Genomic DNA, 20,826 nt, shown 5'->3' with positions numbered 1-20,826 from the left:
TATGTCCGCTGTAGCTAAAGCACCGAAAATCATTGTTCAAAAATACGGTGGTGCGACTTTAGCCGATCCTGTAAAAATCAAAGCCGTCGCCCAAAGAATCGCCGAGCAAGCTCGTTCAGGCACAAAATTGGTTGTGGTTGTCAGCGCGATGGGAAAAACAACCAACTCTTTGATTGATCTTGCAAGCCAAGTTTCTCAAAACCCCCATCAACGTGAAATGGATATGCTCTTATCTGTCGGCGAGCGTATCAGTATGTCGTTGATGAGTATGGCTTTGAACGATCTCGGTTGTGCTGCAATTAGCTTCACGGGCAGCCAAGCCGGAATCCTGACAAATGACTCTCACGTAAACGCTTTTATTGTCGATGTGAAAGCACATCGCGTACAAGAAGCTTTGGATCAGGGCAAAGTCGTAATCCTAGCAGGCTTCCAAGGCGTATCCCCTGTCACGAAAGAAATCACAACCTTGGGCCGCGGAGGTTCTGACACGTCCGCTGTTGCAATGTCAGCATTCTTTGCAGCCAATCGCTGTGAAATTTTAAAAGACGTTCCTGCGGTCTTTACCGCGGATCCCAATGTTGTGAAAGAGGCTCGGCCGTTGCAACATCTGAACTATGATCAATTGATGGAAATGACTTTCTGGGGTGCTAAGGTCTTACACTATCGCTCCGTCGAACTCGCAAAAGTTCGTAAAGTGAGTTTGTATATTGGCCCTGCGGCAACAAAAACGTCGGAAGGTACTCTGGTTGAGGAAGGACTGAATATGTTTGAATCTTGCAAAGCTTTGTCATTGAACTCTCACGAAACCGTTTTGCAAATCAGCTGTCAGAGCGGCTCTTCGCACGTCGCGCTGGATTCTTTGAAGAAATATTTTGAAAGCAAGCAGATCGCCTTCCCACAGCTCTTGGATTTGGAAAGAAACGATAATAAAACTGTCTTCTTGTTAACAGGTCCTCAAGAAATCATGACCGCGATTAAGAACGCTCTGACAAAACATCAAGATTTCGCCCTGAATCCCACAGATTTTTCCACAGTAACCTTGACGTGCACAGGCTCCACAGCCCCAGAAGTCCCACAAGCAGTAATGAAAACCTTGGATCAGGCAAAGGTTGCGACTCACAAAATGATGATCCACGCAATGAGCGTAACAGTTTTAGTGGAATCATCCACACGCAAAACCACTCTACAAGCGCTCCACGCCCTGATCTAAATCAGCGCGCACACCACTGATCCTAAAAATCTACCTTAATAGATTACAGACTCACGTGCGCGCAAAGGTCCATGCGCAACACTCTTAACAAAATTAACTACGTGCTCTCGAAAAAGTTCGTGCGGTAAAAGTGCGAGCGCGGAGCAAATTTGGATTGGGATTTGAGGGGCTTTGGAGTCTTTCCAGAGGGGGCTCAAGCGGCGCCACGATGGCGCGAATTCGCCGAAGGCGAACGCTTGCGTGAAGGCCGGACGCCTGTCCCCCGTCGGGAAGACTCCAAAGCCCCTCGAAGCCCAAGCCAAATCCTTGTGACGAGCACAAATACTAAGGCATCAGTTTAGATTTTTCGATTTGATAACGATTGTTGATTTTCTTCCAGATGTCCGTGTGAGGCCCAGTGATTCCGTCAGGACCAGAAAGCCCAGCAAGACCACGATTCTTAGGATCAAATTTTCCGCCTGGTAAGAATTGGCGTAAATCAGGTCCGCCTTTTCCATCCGGAGCTTGTCCCGGAGCCGCGCCTGCATAGCCACCAGCACCGCCAGTGCTGCCGCCACCAAACCAGCCACCACCGCCTCCGCCACCGCGGAATCCAGAATTAACTGCGACATTGTTACCAGCTCCGCCGGCACCACCGCCGTTGCCACCACCGCCGCCACCAGCAGATCCGCCGCCCTCCATCAGAGGACGACCGCCTTTAGCGCCGCCGACATCTTCACCGGAACCCGAGCTTGGTTTCAAGTTTGGATCACCTTGCCAGCTAACATCGTTGATAAGGCCATCGATGCTATCGCCGCCGGCACCGCCGACACCATTACTTCCCAAGCCTGCAGCACTACCACCGCCTTCTTGGAAGCCGCTATCACCCGCTTTTAAGTTCAAAGCAACACAGCTTGATGCTGTTGGGTTGGCTTTACAAATACAAATCGGATTTGAAGCAGCGACTGTTGGATTAGAACAGTCTTGTGGTGCTGTTGAACAACCCAGTGCTGTCGGATTCGATTTACAGAAGTCGAAAAGATCCGTACCGGTTTGTTGCGCGCAAGCTTGAGCTCCTTGCACACCATTGACGATATTGCCGATGGCCTGGCTAGCTTGTGCGATCTTTGTTTCTAAATTGCGACATGCACGCATGTTTTGGTCTACTTGAGCAAAACGAGGATCCAACGTGTCTACGTTGTTGTAAGCTTGGTTACAACTCGCCATGCACTTGGATCTAGAGTTCGTACACATATAGGTAAACGCAGTGACGGCACCGTTTGCGCCGATCAAGGCCTTGCCCAATCCAGAACAAGCACCGTTGATCCCCATTTGTGAACCCATTTGGACGGCAAAGTTAGACAACGTAGATTGGGCACCTTGAATGCCACTGTCTTGATCTTGATCGCAGTCAACCTGCGCTTGCATGACATCGCCCTGACATTGTTGAATCATTTGAGCTGCGACCGGAGAGTTTTCCGTCGCGCTTTGACCATTGCCGTTATTGCCGGCGTTGTTGCCCTGTGGAGAATCAGGATGCAACTTACAATCACATCTTACGTTATCCCAACCATACGTACACGAATCTATCGGCTTGGTTCTTACACAAGTGCCGGAATTGTTTTTAGCTGGCTGCTGCTGAGCATTTCGATTTTTATTAGTAGTAGCGGGTCTCTTAGGCTGACTTTGCTGCGTCCTACATTGAGCGGCGCGAGGATCCCAACTATCATAGGAAACATTGCAATCCAAAGCTTCTGCTTTGACAGAAAATGTAAGCGCTGTGAATAGAATTAGAAATAAATATTGCATGGTCATTCCCATACTTAGTATCGTCTTAAAGTCGGGATTTCTGAAGAGCCTTCCTGTTTTGAGACACAAATAACCGTCCCCCTAGAAGGCTTCTAAAGACCCCCACTAGCGAGTCTCATTATGAGAATGGAGTTAAACCATGGCTGATCAAAATCTGTACTCTTTCCAAGTGAAAACCCCTTCTAACGAGAACCTGTCTTTAGAAAAATACAAAGGCCAGGTCGTACTTGTGGTCAACGTGGCCAGTAAATGTGGATTTACTCCGCAGTACACGGGCCTAGAAGACCTCTACCAAAAATTTCATTCGAAGGGCTTCACGATCTTAGGCTTCCCTTGCAACCAGTTTGGCGCGCAAGAACCAGGAAACAACGAAGAAATCCAAAGCTTTTGCAAATTGACCTATGATGTAACCTTTCCTGTGATGGGAAAAGTGGATGTGAACGGCGGCAATGCCGATCCTCTTTATCAATGGCTCAAAGAAGCAGCTCCTGGGATCTTAGGAACAGAGATGATCAAATGGAATTTTACAAAATTCCTAGTTGGTAAAAATGGTGAAGTTTTGAAACGTTATGCGCCGAATGTCGAACCAAAAGAGATCGTAACAGATATCGAAAAGGCCCTTGCTTAAGGGGCCGTCGACCAGGCGACTCGCAGTAGTGGCTTTCCATTTTTAGAAAGCGTCTTGACCGAGATATTGTGATTCGCCCATCTTTCGACCATGGATCTTTCAGCTTCTGAAAGTTCTGTATTAAAGAAATGAAAATCAAACTGAGAAAGCGGCAGGTTCAATTTCAAACTGTCGGTTTTTCCCTTTTCATTTTCAAAGTCGACCGCAATTTTCACAAAACTATCTTTGGCTTCAGGACGTTGGATTTTGTAACTGACCTTTAAAGGACTATTATAGAACTCGCGATTGCTTTCATCCCCGAGTTCCATCTCCAGGGCTTGCTCTTTGAGTTGAAACTGCGGAGTGTGTGACAATACATAGGATTGCAGAATGGTGCTGACCGCTTTCCAATCATAAGGAATTGGCAAAGTACAGTGCACCCCATAATTGAAATCGACCACACTAATATTGTTACTATCTACTTTAAGGACCTTGTTTTGAAGTTGTTGGGCATTCATCCCGTATGACACCAAATGATCTGTGTGTGTTGCCATAATCAAGACAGGTTGCCGAACATCCTTATAGTATTTCCAAAAATCATTGAGGTCCCAAAACTTCGGCCCATCCTCTAATCCTGGCGGCAACTTGACAGAAGATACATATGATAGGCCCCCATGATAAGTGCGTACGACCTCTGAAACCGCCTTGTCCAAAAATCTGAAGGCACCATGGTCTTCCAAGGTCGGCATCTTTGGAACCAAACCTTCAAGACGCTTTTGACTCCATAGATCCACCGCCAACGAAAATGGCATCGCGGTCGTAATGTGCTTCATCGTATCTTGGATATTCACGACAGGGCACATACCCATGAAGCTTTGATACAAGCTTTGACCCTTCGGAGAGTTTAAGTCGTTCAAAAGGGAAGCATACAACACGCCATGCCCACCAAGGCTCACGCCAAACAAATGCAGACTGTCCACCAGGCGACTCAAAGGTTCGTTAGGATCTCGTAAGATTTGTGCCAAGAGAATATTCTGAATGGCTTCATCATAACCACCGAAAGAGAAGCGACTGTTGTCAGCGATGAAATCTGTGCCCGACATATTTTCTAACAACAGAACATTGAACGGAGATTGTTCGAAAAACATCATCAACCAGGCGCGCTCCGGCATGAACTCTTCAATGTTCGCGAAGATTCCTAGACGCAGGACCACCAAAGGACGCTTTTTGAAATCTCCTTTTAATCCTAACAAACCTTTTAATTTAATATTCCCTGGAAGACTGAAAACTACGCGGTGAAGGAAGGGATGATTCCGAGGCTCTAACTTCATGGTCATCATCTTTGCAAGGCTGCCAAGAGAACTCGAGTTACCGGTTTCTAACTCATCCGCGCAATCTTTGAAGTACTTTTGGATCAACGCCCCTTGAACTTGGACAGAGCGATAAACCCGTTCGTCGCGCAAACGCTTTCCCCATAGATCAGTCGCACACTTTGAAGAAAGCTCTTTACCCTCCCCTGTCGGGGACCAATCCAGAACATTCTGCAGTAGGAATTTTAAAGCCGAAGGGTAATAGCCATTGTTTTTGTTAGAGAAAGGAGAGTTTTCATCTGGAAACGCCACTCGCGAAGTTTGAAATTGGCGCATGAATGCTTGTTGCTGGTTCACAGCCTTTGCAACGGAAGATGAAACAGTCATCGAAATCAGTATGAAAAAACAAAGTGCAGTCCGAATCATAAGAAGTCATTTTGCTAGAGGAGTGCAAGCTAGTCACCAACCCTTTTCAATTAGGAATCAAAAAGTTGTTTGACTTACACGAGAACAACTCACAAAATTTTTTTATAAATATATGAAAAAAACCCTACGTTTACCCACCCAGCTTATCCTCGGAGCTCTTGTTTCACTAACATTAGCTCTACCGATTAACACCCAAGCCAACAACGACGGTATTCTTGAACCTGCCAGTCTCGTCGACCGGATCAAGAAACAAGTTGCTCGCCTTAGCATCGGCAAAGAAGTCGACATCGTTGAAGCCAGTATCTATGAAGGGCTTAATACAGCTCTTTCATACCGGATTCAGTCTGAGCCTTCTTACATCGATGGCTATTATACCCGTTTGGACAAATATCGACTGAAGGTCGATCTGAATCCAATGGATATGATCGATGACGATGATGAAGCGTTCGGGTTTAACATCCGTAAAGAGGTCGAAGTCATCTTCGCCCGTCAGTTTAAGAGCCAAAAGCAATCAATCACTTCAATGCCTTATACGTTTAAGAACTTCCCGTTGAATGCGGACCGTGCAAAACGCCGCATGAATGTGGGTGACTTCGTAGCTTTCGAAACCAATATGTCTGTTGTCATGAGCGTAGGAACTTTCAAAGAGCTCACCGGCAGCATCGGTATGGGCGCTTCGACACATGCCTTTATTTCCGGCGAATTCATGATCCATATGTATAAGATGCCAAACAACCATCTGCGCATGAAGATGATTGCAATTCGTGGCAAAGGTTATGGCGCTAATGGTGAAGTGAGTGCTGATGGCGTGAAAATCATCGGTTTCAAACTTATCGATAGACGCATTGAAGACCTCGTGGATCTTGAGCCGCTCAAATTGGGAGCCGGCAAATCTGTTCACGATCTTTTCATGATCGACTACGTTTTCAACTTGAACGATCCAGCGGCAGCACGTGCTTACGATGCAATCACGAAAAAGAAACTACGTTTCAAAGACGTGGAAATTTCAAACCCAGTTGCTGACGAAAGACAGCTTCGCGAAGCGATCGTGACTGACCTTGATACCGCGGAAGAAATCGTTGCTCAGGATAAGAACCTAAAACATTCTGACAGACGTATTCACCGTATCTTCAAAGGTTCTAACGAACTGACGACAACAAGTGCCCGTCTTAAAATCGGGATCAACTTGGCAAAATACGAAAGAGGCTACGGCTACGGTCAAAACAGAGTTATCAGCACTGACCTTAACGAAGTTCCGCACCGTTATTTGCTAGACACATTTACTCTTTTCTCGAAGTCTAAATTACTTTTCGGACTTTATGGTGAAGAGAACGTCAGCAACACCAGCCTTCTTTACACTGCGAACGAAGACTTCAAACCAGGACGCTTCATTGCTTTGATGGTGGCTCAAGAGTCGAAAATGAAAAACTTCGACGAAAAGGACTACACAGAGATCCGCGACCACGTGAAGCACATTCTTCCGGCTCGCTACTATTCTCAAATCAACTGGAAGAACTGGAACTTCAAAAAAGGTTCTCTATCGAATGGTTTCTACAAAGAAGAAGCTTTCTTTGAACCAGAAGCGATCAACTACATTCCAATGAAGGATCGTCGCAATATCGAGAAGTCTTACAGAGCATACCTCAACGAAAGCGGTCGCCCAAAAGCCCTGCCTCGTTACGGAGTGCCTTTGGATCCACGCCGTTACGGTTCTAACTGGATCGAAATCTATGCAAACGACCTCGAAGAAATCGCTCTACAATTGGAAACCATTTTCAATCCTAAGACGACTTCTGATGTTCGTTTCGAAGCCTACAGACAACTTCGCAAAATGCCTCTATACCGCGAAACAGTAACTGGCTACATGATCAGCTTGTTGCCACCATCTGCTTTGGATACGTTGATGTCATACAAACTGACATTGTCATCTAAAGAGTTCCAGACGGTATACTACGAGATGGGTCACTTCGACGACACACCATTGTATGAGTCTCTGACTTACGTACAAAACGTCGTAACGAACCGCTCTTATGACTTGAGACTCTTGATCGGCACCGAAGGTGAGATCACAGACAACTCAATGCACTAGTAAGAAAAAATCAGAACAGAAAAACAAAAAGAGGAGGGACCACCCTCCTCTTTTTTTTGCGCCCAAATCAAAGCGTTTTTATTTTTTACGAAGCAGCCCAACAATAAATTGGTAACAAAGACGATTTGTAAAAGAAGTAGTAAAAAACTTTTTGGCTCTTTCCAAAGGGGGCTCAAGCGGCGCCCGGACGGCGCGAACCACGCCGTAGGCGTGGCGCTTGCGTGAGGCCCGGAAGGCCGTCCCCCTGCAGGGAAGAGCCAAGAAAGTTTTCAACCCTTCTTTTGCAAATCCCGCGCGCGGAAACAGAGCCAAGTTATTGGCCGAGGGTCTTTTCTAATACGACAAAGTAAAGGTCTTGTACTTTCGGCACTCCAAAGCGTTCGTCGCCGTAAGGGAATGGCTTTTTCTCTCCGGTGTTTTTGTAGCCGCGATCTTCGTACCAAGTGATGAGCTCTGTACGTTGGCCAATGACAGTCATGTAGATGGTTTTACAATCCCAGAAGTCCGCAAAGGCCTCGGCCTCTTCGACAATCATGCTGCCCAAACCTTTGCTCTGAAGGGTTGGCTTCACAGTCAGCATGCCCAGATAGCATTTGTCGCCGTCTTTCTCGAGATGCACACAGCCTTCGATATTTCCGCTATGCTCATTTTCGGCAAGTAAGATCACCGCATTGTCGTTATTGATAAGACCGCGAATGCTATCGACATCACATCTTTGTCCACCCAATAAATCTGCTTCGGTGGTCCAACCCTTTTTAGAGCTTTCCCCACGATAGGCAGAGTTAATGAGATCACTGATTTCTTTTGCTTGGTCGCTGTTGGCCTGGATAAATTCCCAACTCATGAAAAAGGCCCTCCGATTTAGAGGGCCATCCTATCAAAACAGAATGTTTCGGGCAATTCGAAGTGCTATTTCGCCTTGGTGTATTCAAAGAATGGAACTACGCCTTGAGCTTCAGACTGATCTGTCGATGCCGGCATACGTAGAACCTCGTAAACCTGAACGCGTAGAACATCGCCTGTCACGAAAACACGGCTTTTTTCCTGCTGAACGTCCTCGCGGTCTTCGAAATCAACCGTCACGCGACCGGATTTCTCGCCTTCACCGTGAGCTTTGTATTTGAAAGCAGCAGACGTCGTTTTCGAGTCCTTGGTACCACAACGCAAATCCTTATAGTATTCACAGCGGTAAGCGCCTGTTCCATCTTTCGAAAAGCTGTAATGGCAAATACGGCCTGTTCCTGAAGTGGCTTGCGGAGAACAGAATCCCGTCCACTTGCCCTCGAGAACTTCTTGAAGATTTTTTGGCGTAGCTTTAGACGAAGCGGCTGGGCTTCTTCCTGCATAGGCAAAGTTTGCCAAAACAAAAACACATAGAAAAATGAAGTTTTGCATATCTGACCTTCCCTTGTGTTTAGGCTAACAAAACTTTGTTCCCATTTGTTAACAAATAGTAAAAGGGCCTTGTGAAGGTCTTGGTATCTGGACTTTGTGAATAGCAAAAAAGGCATAAAAAAAGCCCACATCTTTCGATGCAGGCTTTTGGTCTTAAGATGAAAATCTAAGGTCTAGTGCTTAGATTTCTTGTCAGACTTCTCAGCTTTTTCTTTTTTAGAAGCTTTTGCTGGAGTTGTCTCTTCTGCGTGAGCTTCAGCTTCGTTACCTTCAGCACCTGCTTCTGGAGTCGACATCAAAAGTTTGCCGATACCATGAGACGCCAAGATTTTGTTACGAAGCTCAACCATCAACTCTGGGTGGTCTTTCAAGAATTGTTTTGCTTGATCGCGACCTTGTCCCATGCGCTCGCCATTGTAAGAGTACCACGCACCTGATTTTTCAACCATGTTCGCAGTCGCTGCCAAATCAAGCAAGTCGCCAGATTCAGAGATACCTTCACCGTACATCAAGTCGAATTCAACTTTTGTGAACGGAGGAGCCATTTTATTCTTCACAACTTTCACCGCAGTACGGTTTCCAGTTACGTCTTCACCGTTTTTGATCGCGCCAACACGGCGTACATCCAAACGAACAGAAGCGTAGAACTTCAACGCATTACCACCAGTTGTTGTTTCAGGATTCCCGAACATAACACCGATTTTCATACGGATTTGGTTGATGAAGATAACAAGAGTGTTTGAACGAGCAATCACGCCTGTCAATTTACGAAGAGCTTGAGACATCAAACGAGCTTGAAGACCCATGTGGCTGTCGCCCATTTCGCCTTCGATCTCTGCACGTGGAACCAAGGCTGCTACGGAGTCGACAACCAATACGTCGATTGCGCCAGAGCGAACCAAAGTTTCTGTGATCTCAAGAGCCTGCTCACCAGTGTCTGGTTGAGAGATCAAAAGATCTTCAGTGTTCACACCCAATTTACGAGCATAGTTTACGTCCAAAGCATGTTCTGCATCGACGAAAGCAACAACGCCACCTTTTTTCTGAGCTTGAGCGATTGTCGACAATGCGATGGTAGTTTTACCAGAAGATTCAGGACCGTAGATTTCTACGATACGACCTTTTGGCAGACCGCCGATACCAAGAGCGATATCCAAGCTCAATGCACCTGTGCTGATGGCTTCAACGTCTTTTACAAGACTGTCGTTCTCACCAAGGCGCATGATAGAACCTTTACCGAATTGTTTTTCGATTGTAGAAACCGCAAGCTCCAAAGCTTTTACTTTATCGCCGTGTGCGTTTCCGTCTTGTTTTTCTTTTGATGGACCTGCCATGATTTTCCCTCTTTCTCATTACCATCCCCGGTAATGAACCGTTGTTAAATTTTTAAATTCAAAATCAAATACTCTAATGCAAAGCGGACTGAGGCTTCCTGCACTTCGCTGCGATTGCCAGAGAATTGTTTTCTCTGAGCGACCTCAGCAACTCCGGGGCCAGCCACAGCAAAGCACACAGTGCCTACTGGCTTGTCCGGGGTCCCACCTGTCGGACCGGCAATTCCGGTAATCGCCACCGACACATCCACTTTTAATTGCTTGCGCGTTCCTTGCGCCATTTGACGAGCGACCGCTTCGCTCACAGCACCCTCAGCCTTAAGTGTGCTTGCTTGTACACCTAACAAATCCATCTTGGCTTCGTTAGCGTAACTCACGACAGATCCCTTGAAGACATCTGAAACTCCTGCTTGCGAAGCGAGAGTTGCGGATAACAATCCGCCCGTGCAACTTTCCGCAAACCCGATCGTAAACTTTCGAGTGCGAAGAAGCTGAAGAAGTTCCAGAAGAAGTTTTTCAGTCTGAGGATTCATCATGAAGTAAACACCATGACCTGCTGACCTAACCACGAAGTGTTTTGATAGATGTATTGTAAAATCATGCTTGCGATTATGCCAGCAACCACATCATCAATGATCACCCCGAGTCCCCCCGGAACTTTCTTATCTAGATATCCTATGGGGAATGGCTTGAAGATGTCCAGCACTCGAAATAGTAGGAAGCCCGCCAGCATTGATTTCCACGTCATGGGAAGCCATGTCATAGTAATCAGAAATCCTAAAACCTCATCAATCACGATCTCTTGTCGATCATGTCCACCCAAATCTTCCTGATAGGCTTGAGCCGCAAATACCGCGACAGGAAAAAGTAAAATGACGAAGGACATATAAACAAGCGGGCCTGCCCAAGAAAGCAGCAAAACTAAAGGAATCGTGGCCACAGTCCCCGCCGTGCCCGGACTCTTTGGAAAGAAACCAATGCCGAAAAATGTCGCTAAGTTCTTTAAGAATTTTCTCAGCCATTGAGCGTTTTCTAGCATAAATTCCTTCGTTCCTTTCTCTCTCCCAAAATGCCTGTCTCATAATGAGACTCCCGAGGGAAATCGTCTGAGTAAATAGGCCCTTATGTTATACTTTGACTATGAGACTCATACCACGAGTATTTATAGCGCTAGCACTCTTTATGCTGGTCATCAGCTATCAAAATTTCACGAGCGTAAACTCGTCAGAGTGGGACTCCGCCAATACACTTAAAATCATTCACGAAATGCAAGACTTCCAAAAAGGTGAAACAACTCCGACGTCTGCACTCGCTACGCCGACAGGCGGTGGTGATCTTCAATCCGTCGGCACCTCTTGGGCACAACGTCAGGGAAGTCTTTTGTTGAATGGTTACGACAAAAAACTTGAGTCCGCAGTGAACGATAAACTCAACTCGTGGGTGCAAGAACTTAGCAGCGATGATGTCAGTGAAGATCTGCAAACTTCTTCCGCAGAGAAAAGCGACAAAGCTGAGAACACTTCCACAACTTCAAAAAAATCCAAACAAAATCTCCGCTTTGCACGCGTGAATTCGTTGAAATACGATCTCGGTACAAACTCATGTCTTGATATGACGGCAGATCCGGGAAACACCCGTTTCAACTTCTCTCAAACTCTCACTCAGAGAGCCAAAGTCGGCGTCGAGCACAGAACTGCTGACAGCCAAACCCAAATGTTCCTTAAGTACGAGTGGTAAACTCGAAAGCCTAGCCTCTTCATGGAGGCAGCGCGGTATACATCCTGAAAAGCCAATCCCTAACACCTAGTGGTTTTCCCGAAAAAGTGCTAAAACCCTGTCATGTCGGACAAGCCGCAAACAGCCTACAGTCATAAGAGTTATGCAAAGAAAAAGGTCATGGACCTTGTGGCTTCGCGCGATCATTCCGAAAAAGAGCTGCGCACTAAACTACGCACCTACTTTAAACGAAATCTGTCCTTCCGAAAGAAGCTCGCTAAAGAACAAAACCGCGAATTTACCGAGGACACGCCAGAAAATCAGGCTGAGATCGAAGCCGCTATCGAAAATGCCATCGAGTTTGCGAAAGATAACAATTGGCTCGGCGAACCCGAGATCCTTTCAGAAAAAATGGCGAAGGTCCTGCATCGGAAAAACAAAGGCATTAGCTACATCAATAACAAACTCAAAGAGAAGGGTCTGCCCCCAGTTGCGAGCGATCGTGATTTGGAGCTTGAAAAGGCCCTGGCTCTTGTGAAAAATAAGTATTCTGATTTTGCCGCCCTCTCTTGGGAGGACAAGCGGAAAGAGCAGGCCCGTGTTGCTCGCTTTTTAGCAGCCCGGGGATTTGATTCTGAGATTGTGCGAAAGGTGATTTATGAAGAGCTCTGAGATTCGAAGCGCGTTTATTAACTACTTCAAAAAGAACGGCCACACTGTGGTGCCTTCTTCTTCTTTGATTCCTGAAAATGATCCGACTCTTCTTTTCGCCAACGCCGGAATGAATCAGTTCAAAAATACTTTCTTAGGTTTAGAAAAACGCGATTACACTCGCGCCGTTTCTTCACAAAAAGTTGTGCGTGCCGGTGGTAAACACAATGACTTGGAAAACGTCGGCTTCACCGCTCGTCATCATACTTTCTTTGAAATGGTGGGGAATTTCTCTTTCGGTGATTACTTTAAAAAAGATGCGATTCGCTTCGCTTGGGAATTCCTGACAAAAGAATTAAATATTCCTAAAGAGAAACTCTATGTCACCGTTCACTTGTCAGACGACGAGGCTGCAGATATTTGGCATCAACAGGAAGGCGTTCCTCGCGAGCGTATCTTCCGCTTCGACAAAGACAACTTCTGGAAGATGGGCGACACGGGTCCTTGCGGCCCTTGTACTGAAATCTTTTACGATCACGGTCCAAAAGCTGGCCGCGAATCTGACCCTTACAAAGGTATCGCTGCTGGTGAAGACCGCTTCGTAGAAATCTGGAACTTGGTCTTCATGCAATACCTCGAAAATCCTCCGGGCACGATGACTCCACTTCCGAAACCTTCTGTAGATACAGGTGGTGGTCTAGAGCGTATGACTGCAGCAATGCAGGGCAAGTTCAACAACTTCGACACAGATCTTTTTGCTCCGATGATTGAGCGCGCGTGCAAGATCGGTGGCTTTGAATATGTCTCTGATGTCGAAGTCCTTGCGAAAAATCCAGACATCCGCGAAAGAACAGCGGCAATCCGCGTTTTAGCTGACCACTCTCGCTCTACAGGTTTCTTGATTGCCGATGGCGCACTTCCTTCGAATGAAGGTCGTGGTTACGTTCTTCGTCGTATCATGAGACGCGCGATTCGTTATGGGCATAAGCTCAATGACAAGCACTCGTTCCTGCCTGCAATGGTGGAATCTATGATTGATCATATGGGCGATGTTTATCCTGAATTGCAAGCTCGCAAAGTTCATATCCTGAGCACCGTGAAAGACGAGGAAACTCGTTTCATGACAACGTTGGATCAAGGTTCTCACATCTTGAACGACGAGATCGCAAAAGCAAAAGCCAAGGGACAAAAATCTTTGTCTGGCGAAGTGCTTTTCAAATTGTATGACACTTACGGCTTCCCTGTCGATTTGACAGCTTTGATTGCTGCAGAAAAAGGTTTCACAGTTGACGAAGCTGCTTTTGAAAAAGAAATGGAAGCCGCTCGTACCAAAGCAAGAGCTTCTTGGAAGGGCAAAGGCATGCAGGCGGATGAAGCCCACATGCTGAAGTTTGCTCAAGATTACAGTACAAAATGTGGTCCTACGAAGTTCACTGGCTATGACTCGACAACAGCTCAATGCGAGGTGATCGCGCTTTCTGATGGCACCAAAGAAGTGAAAAGCTTGAAAGCAGGACAAAGCGGTCTTTTGGTTGTGAACAAAACTCCCTTCTACGCTGAAGGCGGCGGTCAAGTGGGCGATCAAGGGGTGATGAAAACCTCCGGCTGCACTGTGAATGTTCACAATACGACGAAATCTTCAGACATTCACCTGCACCACGTAGAAGTTGAATCCGGAGAAATCAAAGTCGGCGATACCATGCATACACACGTGGCAGACAGCGTACGTCGCAACACAATGTCGAATCACTCGGCGACTCACTTGATGCACTCGGCACTTCGTAAGGTCTTGGGACCTCATGTGACTCAAGCAGGTTCGTTGGTGGATGCAACTCGTACCCGCTTTGACTTCACTCACAACAAAGCTCTAACAACCGATGAGATTTCTCAGATCGAAAGCTTGGTAAACGAAGAAATCGGCAAAGGCCAAGACGTTAAAGCCGAAGTCATGGGCCACAAAGAAGCTATCAACAAAGGTGCTATGGCTTTGTTTGGTGAAAAGTACGGCGATCAAGTGCGCGTTCTCACAATGGGAGATTTCTCTTGCGAGCTATGCGGCGGAACTCACGTAAAAAACACGGCTCAGATCCGCATGTTCAAAGTGATCTCTGAAGGTGGTGTCAGCGCCGGTGTTCGCCGTATTGAAGCGATCACAGGTGATTTGGCTGTTCAGTACGCTCTGTATGGCATTCAGCAGAACCAACAAGCCCGCTCTGCTGCGGGACTTGATTCTGCATGGGCGCACTTTACGACTCATGCGACGGCCGATACGGCTGTTGCTCCTTGGATTGAAACCAAAAAGACAGAGATCAAAAACCTCGAGAAGGAAATCAAAAAACTTCAGGGCGGTCAGATCAACGTTGATGAACTTGCGAATAAGGCTCAGAACTTCAATACCAAAGCTGGCGCTGCGAAGCTTGTTCTTGCAGATGTTGCTTTGGATGACAGACAAGTTCTTGCTGAAGTCACAGATCATCTAAAAAACAAAATCCAAAAGGGCATCGTCGTGGTTATTGGCCAAGGCGAGGATTCTCACCCAGTGATCGTTTCTGTCAGCAAAGACATCACAGGCGAATACTCTGCGGGGAATTTGTTGAAAGAAGTTGCGGCTGTAATGGGTGGTAAAGGTGGCGGACGTCCTGACTTTGCTCAAGGAGCCGCACCTGACAGAACTAAAATTGCTGACGCCTTTAAAAAGGTTCAGCAAATTTTAGGTGTGTAATTTCTTTGGATATTATTTCTGAACAACTTGGAACTCGCATTTCTTAGATGCGAGTTCACTTTGTACGTGAGCCAAAAAGCCTTGAAGCATGTCTTTTTGGTCTCCGCAAAGATCAGGCCCCTTGTGGCAACCGCTCATAGCCTCCCCTAAAGCCAATTCAGCCTGCGGGAAATGCAATTTCGCGTAAGGGAACCGATAGTTCATCGTGCACTGAGAGCTTTCATCGACAGCAGCTTTGTCTTCGCAAATCTTAGCTGTATCAAGAATTGTACGAAGCTCATTCAAGTCTGAAGATGACAGGCAATATTGTACGCCAGCAACCACTTCATTATTTTGGTCTACAACATGAACAACACCTGTTTTCACGTCGATTTCCAAATGGTGGCTAGATAATGCCGAAGTCGGTTTTGATAGCTGAATAGCGGATTGAAGTTGAGCCTCTAAATAAGGACTCTCTGGCACTTCCAGAATCTCAGTTTGAGACACATCAATCTTCTCTGCTGGAGTTACCTCTGCAGGATTGCTGAGTGCGTTTGTAGCGCTTGTATCGGAGAGCTGATTGCGGCTGCAATTTTGAAAGCCCACAACGAGGCAAAATGCAAACCCGGCAAATACGTACCTTTTCATTAGTCCCCCAAAAGATAGGTTCTCTTCGATAATATCAATGCAAACGGAATACCGACTCTGGTCTTAGTATATTCGGCTAGGGCGTGTAGAAACTTGACGGTGTCTAATGGGGTGATTAGCAATTCTCACTCTGAAACAGAGCTCCATCGCGATTGAGTGAAGAGAACGTCAAGGCTTCCAGATTGAACGCCCTATAGAGTTGATCTAGCCTGCCCCAAAATAAAAAGGGGGTTTACTCTATGAACAAATCCGTTTTCGCTCTCATCTTACTAGCAGGCTTGTCGTCTCAAGCTGCACAGGTGCCGGTCTTTAAGTGCACAGTTCCAGGCAAGGTTTCTTCAGTGACTGTAGACGTAGCCGTTTCGGACTCTGAAGCTGTCGACTACGTCACTGTGGATTTGAATGACAAAGGCGCTTCGAAGCTCTTCATGCAAAACGCAAAGGGCAGCTTTCAAAAGCAAGTCGATGCAGGCTCTGTAACAACACTTGTGCTGGGTGATCAATACAGCCAAGGTGATGATGGCGTGATCCGCGATGCTGGGATTTTAGGCCTGGGTCTTGAGAACGGAAAATGGACCGGCATTCTTTCTGTTAACGATGCTGTCTACCCACTAGATTGCACAAAGCTTTAATCAAAGTTCTCTTTCAAATAAGTAAGTACAAATGAAAAACCCACAAGTCTTGGCTTGTGGGTTTTTTCTTGCTCGAAGCTCTCCAGAATTTTGGACAAAAAAAAAGGACTTGGTTTCCCAAGTCCTTTTCCAAATTCCGTATAAGATACAGATTAGCGTTTTGAGTATTGGTAACGACGACGAGCGCCCGCTTTTCCGTATTTTTTTCTCTCAACCATACGTGGATCGCGAATAACGAATCCAGCTTTTTTCAGAATTGTTTTGAATTCTGGGTTGAAAGCGATCAATGCACGAGTGATACCGTGTCTGATTGCACCGGCTTGGCCATTTTCGCCACCACCAGAAACAGTTACGCGGATATCGAACTTTTCGTTCTGACCAGTAGTATCTAGAGGCTGAAGAATCACCATGCGAGATTGCATTCTCTTAAGGTAATCATTAGCTTTTTTACCGTTAACAGTGATGTTGCCTTTTCCAGGCTTCAAGAAAACACGTGCTGAGCTCGTTTTTCTTCTTCCAGTAGCGTAGTAAAATTTGTCTGCTGCTGCCATTTATTCGGACCCTTCTTAGTTCTGACCAGTCGGAACGTTGTAAACTTGTGGTTTTTGAGCAGCATGTGGATGCTCGCCACCAGTGTAAAGTTTCAATTTAGAGATCACTTGGCGAGAAAGCTTGTTTGTAGGAAGCATTCCGCGAACCGCTTCGTGAATGATGAAAGTAGAATCTTCAACTTGCATTTGAGCAGCTGTCTTCTCTTTCAAAGATCCGAAGAAACGAGAGTGTCTAAAATATTTTTTGTCGTTTGCTTTGTTACCAGAAAGTTCAGCTTTATCAGTATTGATAACAACTACGAAATCTCCAGTGTCTACGTTTGGTGTGAAAATAGGCTTATTTTTACCGCGAAGGATTGTAGCTACGTGAGTAGCCAAACGACCTACCTTAATTCCGGTAGCGTCGATTACGTGCCATTTTCTTTCAACTTCATCCGCTTTTGCGTTCCAGGTCTTCATGTGATGACTCCAATTAAAATCTCTATCGATCCTGCTAAAGAGGCACACTAGATACGGTTTTTGCCCCAAAATTGCAAGAAGGGATGTTTTAAATTTCGCGGCACCTATTGTCAAGATCTTGAGGATAATAAACTCGCATTAAATAAAGACCCTGGGCCGGCGCCACCGGTCCCGCTTTTGGCCGGTGTTTGGCAGAAATAATTTCCTGAAGAGTTTCAGGTGCTAAGCCTTGTTTTTCCAACATCAACTGAGTGCCAACGATGTTACGAACCATCTGCTTCATAAACCCGTTTCCGGTGATAGTGAATTGCAGTAGATCGGAGCGTCGCCACTCCCATTGCGCTTTATATATAGAACGGATCGTCGTCTTGACCGGTGTCCCCGCCGATTGGAAACTCTTAAAGTCTTGTTTTCCCAAAAGAAATTGGGAACTTGCCTGCAAATGCTCAACATTGATGGGCTTGCGCACCCAATGGGCATAACGGGTTAAAAAGGCGCTTTCACGGGGGTTGTAATGAATCAGATAACGGTAAGTTTTGCGGGTCGCTGACAACGTCGCGTGGAAATCTTGGGGGGCTAACCACGCTTTTTTGATGGAAATCGACCTTGGCAATTGGCGTTTCATGGCCCAAGCCATATCCCAGTTTTCTAAACGCTCAACAGGACGTGATGTGTCAAAATGGCAGACTTGTCCCAAAGCATGAACTCCGGCGTCGGTTCGGCCGCTTGCACATAAGGTAATTTTTTCCTGGAAGACCTCTTCCAAGCCATCCTGAAGGACCTGCTGCACACTTTTGATCGGGCTATGATTCTGCCTTTGCCATCCGCAAAAGTCAGTGCCGTCATAAGAAACTAGAAAACGAATTCTCTGCATGAAGGGGGATGTATCAGAAGTCAGCGCTGATTCCAAGGCTCATGATACCGCCTGTGAAATCAAGATCTTCCGAGAAGGATTTTTGATAGCGGTACTCGCCGACCAACCACAAGTTGCCAACGCCATACTCAGCATCCAAGTTGAATGCCATTTGCTTATCAAGAGCAGTGATATTGAACATCAAACCACCCGCACCGTAAGCCGCCGGAGTTCCAGTGAAATTGTTCTTACCATCGTCACGAATTTCAGCCACAGCGATATAACTACCGCCCGCTGAAATATACGGAGCTACCCATTGGCGCTTGAAATATTCCAAACGGTAAATCACTCCTGCATTAAGAGGTAATGTGACGAAGTCATAGCTTTCAAGTGCTTCTGTACCATCTAAGAAACGCCCGTGCCCAGAAGTCATCGAGAAGCCGCCGCCCAATTGGACGCCGAGCTTTCCGTACTTCGAGAACGGTTGCCATTCATAATCCACTAACAACGTAAAGATATCGTCCGCCGTGTACATGTCTTTGAAAGTTGTCGTTCCATCTGCAGAGACAATGTTTGGTGGCTGCATAAGACCAAAGCGTATGATCCCCGTTTGCGATTTCGGAGAGGTCTTCACTTTATAAACGTAAGTTCCATCTTGCTCGATACGCATCAGACCCTTTTTAGCGTCTGGATGCTTGATGAGTTTTACACCTTTATCAAGGGGCTCGCCCTTTTTGTAAGAGGGCTGTGACCAAACTGGTTCGTAGTGACTAGGAGTTGTATCCGCTTGCTGAGTTGGAGCTTGCTGAACTGGCACTTGTTTTTTCGGTTGTGCCACAGGAGCCGGTGTCGGCGCTATACCTGGGGATACTGGGATTGCTTGATTCGTCGCCATCGGGTCTTCACCCAGAACAGCATCAAACTCGTTGTCATTCGTATAAGGTGGCTCCATCGGAGGAGCTTCTTTGTTTTGCGCCTGAGCTTGCAACGCGATGAAAGCGGCCATCATCACCGTCAGAGTTTTTAAGGCTCCTATCACGCATCCCCCTTAGCCACACGTGTTTGCCAAAGGTGCGAGAAGGATCTTTTCAAAAGTAGTGCAATTGCAAGAGACATCAAAGCTGCCGGCAACAATCCAAATGCCAAACTTAATTTTACAAACATTAGAATCGGCCACAGCATCCATACGCTCAGAGTTCTTAAGAACTCGCTATGTGAAATCCACTCGGCTGCTTCAGGACCAAATTTGTAATAAGCTTTTACCAAAGATTTTCCGAAAGAATTCGTTAACATGAATTCGTTGCGGAACTGACGGAAGGTTTGTACCTCTGGCGCCATAGCGCTGCCGAAAGTCGCAGTTGCGATGAAGCAGCTTTTATCATCAAGAAGACCCACAACCTCTGCCGGTGTCGCACAGAACTTCGTGGCGTTCAATGGATCAACTAAGGCCGCAGCCGGTGGAAAACGGCTAATATTTCCGGTTTGGTCCATATTGCCTAAGGCAAAACAGTAAGGGATGTCATTGGTAAGACCCGTAATACGGTTATCAGAAATACTCGGTTCATTAGGGGCGTTGTTTGTCAGACTCAACGGGATGTATGGGTCTGCATTCGTCACGGTTGAAGGGTCCGCGACGTTATTCTTGTAAAACAAAACGACGCGGTCAAATTTTACAGCAGCACTCGGTGTTTGCAGATCGTTACCAGAAGCCGCATAGTCCGTGATGTAAACCTTCTCGTCACCACGAGCGACCGTGTAGTCACAGATACCTTCTGTCACCGCCGGCAATGTTGTCGCCCCCACTGGGCAAGTCGCTGTAAGTGCTGCCATCGTGGCATCGGCATAACTAATAACGACATTCACATCGACTTTTTCCTCGAAGTCATTGTCGTTATTATTATCAATCCCAATATTCAAAGTTCTCGTAGAAGTAAGGGCGGTTGTACAGTTGCCACCAGCCCCCGCAGCGTTACACAAAGTCGACCATCTGATTTGCACCGTGAAAGGCTGGCCTACTTGCAAGCTTGGGGTGTTCTCTGGAAGATTCGCGCCCGTGCCGTCTGAAAATCTCCAAATAACTTTCGGCGTTCCTCCAAAAGTGGCAGCGGTGTCGGATCTTATAGTGATTTGCAAAAGTAGCGTCGGATAAATTGAGTTGTGATTGCAAACCGCCAACCCTGCGGTCCCTGTACATGAGTTGCACGTGGAAGTTCCGTCTGTAGTAGTGCATGCAGAGTCGGTCAATCCACCATAAATAGTCGGTAAAGTCGCAGCAACAGTGCCTGAAGCCTCGGTACCCACACGGTACCCGGAAGCCCCACCAACTCCATTATTATCAATCCGCATAGCGGTTGTTGTTGGCGTAGGTGTCGCTGTTTGCGCGTGCGCATAGCTCCCAATAAAGAGAACCGCACTTAGAAGGATGTTTGAAATAATCGTCCGTGATACTTCCACAT

The 20,826-nt window shown here is 46.5% G+C and carries 20 protein-coding genes; 7 read left to right on the top strand and 13 right to left on the bottom strand.

Translation table 11 applies throughout. The features are described from left to right. The first annotated feature begins 1 nt into the window (after window position 1). The gene (locus ACLWBB_RS02490; RefSeq protein WP_413289975.1) at window positions 2-1,210 is read left to right on the top strand and encodes an aspartate kinase; all 1,209 of its coding nucleotides are present in this window, start codon (window positions 2-4) and stop codon (window positions 1,208-1,210) included. A gap of 324 nt (window positions 1,211-1,534) precedes the next feature. Here ACLWBB_RS02490 and ACLWBB_RS02485 read toward each other — a convergent pair whose 3' ends face one another. Continuing rightward, on the bottom strand, window positions 1,535-2,998 hold the full coding sequence (locus ACLWBB_RS02485; RefSeq protein WP_413289974.1) for a hypothetical protein: 1,464 nt from the start codon (window positions 2,996-2,998) through the stop codon (window positions 1,535-1,537). Between the two features lie 139 nt (window positions 2,999-3,137). On the opposite strand from ACLWBB_RS02485, the gene ACLWBB_RS02480 reads away from it, so the two are divergent. Further along, window positions 3,138-3,626, top strand: coding sequence for a glutathione peroxidase (locus ACLWBB_RS02480; RefSeq protein ID WP_413289973.1), 489 nt, complete (start codon window positions 3,138-3,140; stop codon window positions 3,624-3,626). Here the strand turns inward: ACLWBB_RS02480 and ACLWBB_RS02475 are convergent. Further along, window positions 3,623-5,302 (bottom strand): hypothetical protein, encoded by a 1,680-nt coding sequence (locus ACLWBB_RS02475; protein WP_413289972.1) that lies wholly within the window; start codon window positions 5,300-5,302, stop codon window positions 3,623-3,625. The genes ACLWBB_RS02480 and ACLWBB_RS02475 overlap by 4 nt on opposite strands. 151 nt (window positions 5,303-5,453) lie before the next feature. Between ACLWBB_RS02475 and ACLWBB_RS02470 the strand changes: the two genes are divergently transcribed. Then, complete coding sequence (locus tag ACLWBB_RS02470; RefSeq protein WP_413289971.1) at window positions 5,454-7,430, top strand: hypothetical protein; 1,977 nt, start codon at window positions 5,454-5,456, stop codon at window positions 7,428-7,430. Between the two features lie 313 nt (window positions 7,431-7,743). Here ACLWBB_RS02470 and ACLWBB_RS02465 read toward each other — a convergent pair whose 3' ends face one another. The 5 genes from ACLWBB_RS02465 to ACLWBB_RS02445 all read right to left on the bottom strand — a co-directional run bounded on the left by ACLWBB_RS02465 (window position 7,744) and on the right by ACLWBB_RS02445 (window position 11,198). Further along, a complete protein-coding gene (locus ACLWBB_RS02465) occupies window positions 7,744-8,274 on the bottom strand; it encodes a GNAT family N-acetyltransferase (protein WP_413289970.1) in 531 nt (176 codons plus the stop codon). A gap of 65 nt (window positions 8,275-8,339) precedes the next feature. Then, complete coding sequence (locus ACLWBB_RS02460) at window positions 8,340-8,825, bottom strand: hypothetical protein (protein WP_413289969.1); 486 nt, start codon at window positions 8,823-8,825, stop codon at window positions 8,340-8,342. A gap of 173 nt (window positions 8,826-8,998) precedes the next feature. Beyond that, window positions 8,999-10,159 carry a recombinase RecA gene (gene recA, locus ACLWBB_RS02455; protein ID WP_413289967.1) on the bottom strand — a complete coding sequence of 387 codons (1,161 nt, stop codon included), beginning with the start codon at window positions 10,157-10,159 and terminating at the stop codon, window positions 8,999-9,001. Window positions 10,160-10,203: 44 nt separating this feature from the next. Further along, window positions 10,204-10,695, bottom strand: coding sequence for a CinA family protein (locus tag ACLWBB_RS02450; RefSeq protein WP_413289966.1), 492 nt, complete (start codon window positions 10,693-10,695; stop codon window positions 10,204-10,206). Further along, window positions 10,692-11,198: a phosphatidylglycerophosphatase A gene (locus ACLWBB_RS02445; RefSeq protein ID WP_413289965.1), complete on the bottom strand. Its 507-nt coding sequence runs from the start codon at window positions 11,196-11,198 to the stop codon at window positions 10,692-10,694. The genes ACLWBB_RS02450 and ACLWBB_RS02445 overlap by 4 nt, the downstream gene beginning before the upstream one ends. 101 nt (window positions 11,199-11,299) lie before the next feature. Between ACLWBB_RS02445 and ACLWBB_RS02440 the strand changes: the two genes are divergently transcribed. The 3 genes from ACLWBB_RS02440 (at window position 11,300) to alaS (ending at window position 15,248) form a co-directional block, all read left to right on the top strand. Next, window positions 11,300-11,896 (top strand): hypothetical protein, encoded by a 597-nt coding sequence (locus tag ACLWBB_RS02440; protein WP_413289964.1) that lies wholly within the window; start codon window positions 11,300-11,302, stop codon window positions 11,894-11,896. A 102-nt stretch (window positions 11,897-11,998) separates the two neighbouring features. Further along, on the top strand, window positions 11,999-12,547 hold the full coding sequence (locus tag ACLWBB_RS02435) for a regulatory protein RecX (protein ID WP_413289963.1): 549 nt from the start codon (window positions 11,999-12,001) through the stop codon (window positions 12,545-12,547). Beyond that, window positions 12,534-15,248: an alanine--tRNA ligase gene (gene alaS, locus ACLWBB_RS02430; protein ID WP_413289962.1), complete on the top strand. Its 2,715-nt coding sequence runs from the start codon at window positions 12,534-12,536 to the stop codon at window positions 15,246-15,248. The genes ACLWBB_RS02435 and alaS overlap by 14 nt, the downstream gene beginning before the upstream one ends. A gap of 12 nt (window positions 15,249-15,260) precedes the next feature. Here the strand turns inward: alaS and ACLWBB_RS02425 are convergent, their stop codons facing one another. After that, window positions 15,261-15,875 (bottom strand): hypothetical protein, encoded by a 615-nt coding sequence (locus ACLWBB_RS02425; protein ID WP_413289961.1) that lies wholly within the window; start codon window positions 15,873-15,875, stop codon window positions 15,261-15,263. A gap of 239 nt (window positions 15,876-16,114) precedes the next feature. On the opposite strand from ACLWBB_RS02425, the gene ACLWBB_RS02420 reads away from it, so the two are divergent. Continuing rightward, window positions 16,115-16,507 (top strand): hypothetical protein, encoded by a 393-nt coding sequence (locus tag ACLWBB_RS02420; RefSeq protein ID WP_413289960.1) that lies wholly within the window; start codon window positions 16,115-16,117, stop codon window positions 16,505-16,507. 152 nt (window positions 16,508-16,659) lie between these two features. On the opposite strand, the gene rpsI is transcribed toward ACLWBB_RS02420, so the two are convergent. From rpsI to ACLWBB_RS02395, 5 genes are all read right to left on the bottom strand, one after another. Then, the gene (gene rpsI, locus ACLWBB_RS02415) at window positions 16,660-17,058 is read right to left on the bottom strand and encodes a 30S ribosomal protein S9 (RefSeq protein ID WP_413289959.1); all 399 of its coding nucleotides are present in this window, start codon (window positions 17,056-17,058) and stop codon (window positions 16,660-16,662) included. A 15-nt stretch (window positions 17,059-17,073) separates the two neighbouring features. Then, entirely contained in the window at window positions 17,074-17,517 is a 444-nt protein-coding gene (gene rplM, locus ACLWBB_RS02410; protein ID WP_413289958.1) for a 50S ribosomal protein L13, read from the bottom strand. Between the two features lie 88 nt (window positions 17,518-17,605). Next, window positions 17,606-18,391, bottom strand: a complete 786-nt coding sequence (gene truA / locus ACLWBB_RS02405; RefSeq protein WP_413289957.1) for a tRNA pseudouridine(38-40) synthase TruA — start codon at window positions 18,389-18,391, stop codon at window positions 17,606-17,608. A gap of 13 nt (window positions 18,392-18,404) precedes the next feature. Continuing rightward, the gene (locus ACLWBB_RS02400; RefSeq protein ID WP_413289955.1) at window positions 18,405-19,409 is read right to left on the bottom strand and encodes a hypothetical protein; all 1,005 of its coding nucleotides are present in this window, start codon (window positions 19,407-19,409) and stop codon (window positions 18,405-18,407) included. Then, entirely contained in the window at window positions 19,406-20,824 is a 1,419-nt protein-coding gene (locus tag ACLWBB_RS02395) for a CFI-box-CTERM domain-containing protein (RefSeq protein WP_413289954.1), read from the bottom strand. Before ACLWBB_RS02395 ends, ACLWBB_RS02400 begins: the two co-directional genes overlap by 4 nt. Window positions 20,825-20,826 lie beyond the last annotated feature (2 nt).

Source organism: Bdellovibrio sp. HCB337 (assembly GCF_047302465.1).
Classification (GTDB): Bacteria; Bdellovibrionota; Bdellovibrionia; order Bdellovibrionales; family Bdellovibrionaceae; genus JACMRP01.
The sequence above is the reverse complement of the archived record's forward strand: the minus strand, read 5'-3'. Positions and strand labels throughout refer to the sequence as shown.

What these genes read in the sequence shown, in the direction of transcription:
- ACLWBB_RS02490 (WP_413289975.1), top strand. Translation starts at nt 2, where the DNA reads ATGTCCGCTGTAGCTAAAGCACCGAAAATCATTGTTCAAAAATACGGT.
- ACLWBB_RS02485 (WP_413289974.1), bottom strand. Translation starts at nt 2,998, where the DNA reads ATGCAATATTTATTTCTAATTCTATTCACAGCGCTTACATTTTCTGTC.
- ACLWBB_RS02480 (WP_413289973.1), top strand. Translation starts at nt 3,138, where the DNA reads ATGGCTGATCAAAATCTGTACTCTTTCCAAGTGAAAACCCCTTCTAAC.
- ACLWBB_RS02475 (WP_413289972.1), bottom strand. Translation starts at nt 5,302, where the DNA reads ATGACTGTTTCATCTTCCGTTGCAAAGGCTGTGAACCAGCAACAAGCA.
- ACLWBB_RS02470 (WP_413289971.1), top strand. Translation starts at nt 5,454, where the DNA reads ATGAAAAAAACCCTACGTTTACCCACCCAGCTTATCCTCGGAGCTCTT.
- ACLWBB_RS02465 (WP_413289970.1), bottom strand. Translation starts at nt 8,274, where the DNA reads ATGAGTTGGGAATTTATCCAGGCCAACAGCGACCAAGCAAAAGAAATC.
- ACLWBB_RS02460 (WP_413289969.1), bottom strand. Translation starts at nt 8,825, where the DNA reads ATGCAAAACTTCATTTTTCTATGTGTTTTTGTTTTGGCAAACTTTGCC.
- recA (WP_413289967.1), bottom strand. Translation starts at nt 10,159, where the DNA reads ATGGCAGGTCCATCAAAAGAAAAACAAGACGGAAACGCACACGGCGAT.
- ACLWBB_RS02450 (WP_413289966.1), bottom strand. Translation starts at nt 10,695, where the DNA reads ATGATGAATCCTCAGACTGAAAAACTTCTTCTGGAACTTCTTCAGCTT.
- ACLWBB_RS02445 (WP_413289965.1), bottom strand. Translation starts at nt 11,198, where the DNA reads ATGCTAGAAAACGCTCAATGGCTGAGAAAATTCTTAAAGAACTTAGCG.
- ACLWBB_RS02440 (WP_413289964.1), top strand. Translation starts at nt 11,300, where the DNA reads ATGAGACTCATACCACGAGTATTTATAGCGCTAGCACTCTTTATGCTG.
- ACLWBB_RS02435 (WP_413289963.1), top strand. Translation starts at nt 11,999, where the DNA reads ATGTCGGACAAGCCGCAAACAGCCTACAGTCATAAGAGTTATGCAAAG.
- alaS (WP_413289962.1), top strand. Translation starts at nt 12,534, where the DNA reads ATGAAGAGCTCTGAGATTCGAAGCGCGTTTATTAACTACTTCAAAAAG.
- ACLWBB_RS02425 (WP_413289961.1), bottom strand. Translation starts at nt 15,875, where the DNA reads ATGAAAAGGTACGTATTTGCCGGGTTTGCATTTTGCCTCGTTGTGGGC.
- ACLWBB_RS02420 (WP_413289960.1), top strand. Translation starts at nt 16,115, where the DNA reads ATGAACAAATCCGTTTTCGCTCTCATCTTACTAGCAGGCTTGTCGTCT.
- rpsI (WP_413289959.1), bottom strand. Translation starts at nt 17,058, where the DNA reads ATGGCAGCAGCAGACAAATTTTACTACGCTACTGGAAGAAGAAAAACG.
- rplM (WP_413289958.1), bottom strand. Translation starts at nt 17,517, where the DNA reads ATGAAGACCTGGAACGCAAAAGCGGATGAAGTTGAAAGAAAATGGCAC.
- truA (WP_413289957.1), bottom strand. Translation starts at nt 18,391, where the DNA reads ATGCAGAGAATTCGTTTTCTAGTTTCTTATGACGGCACTGACTTTTGC.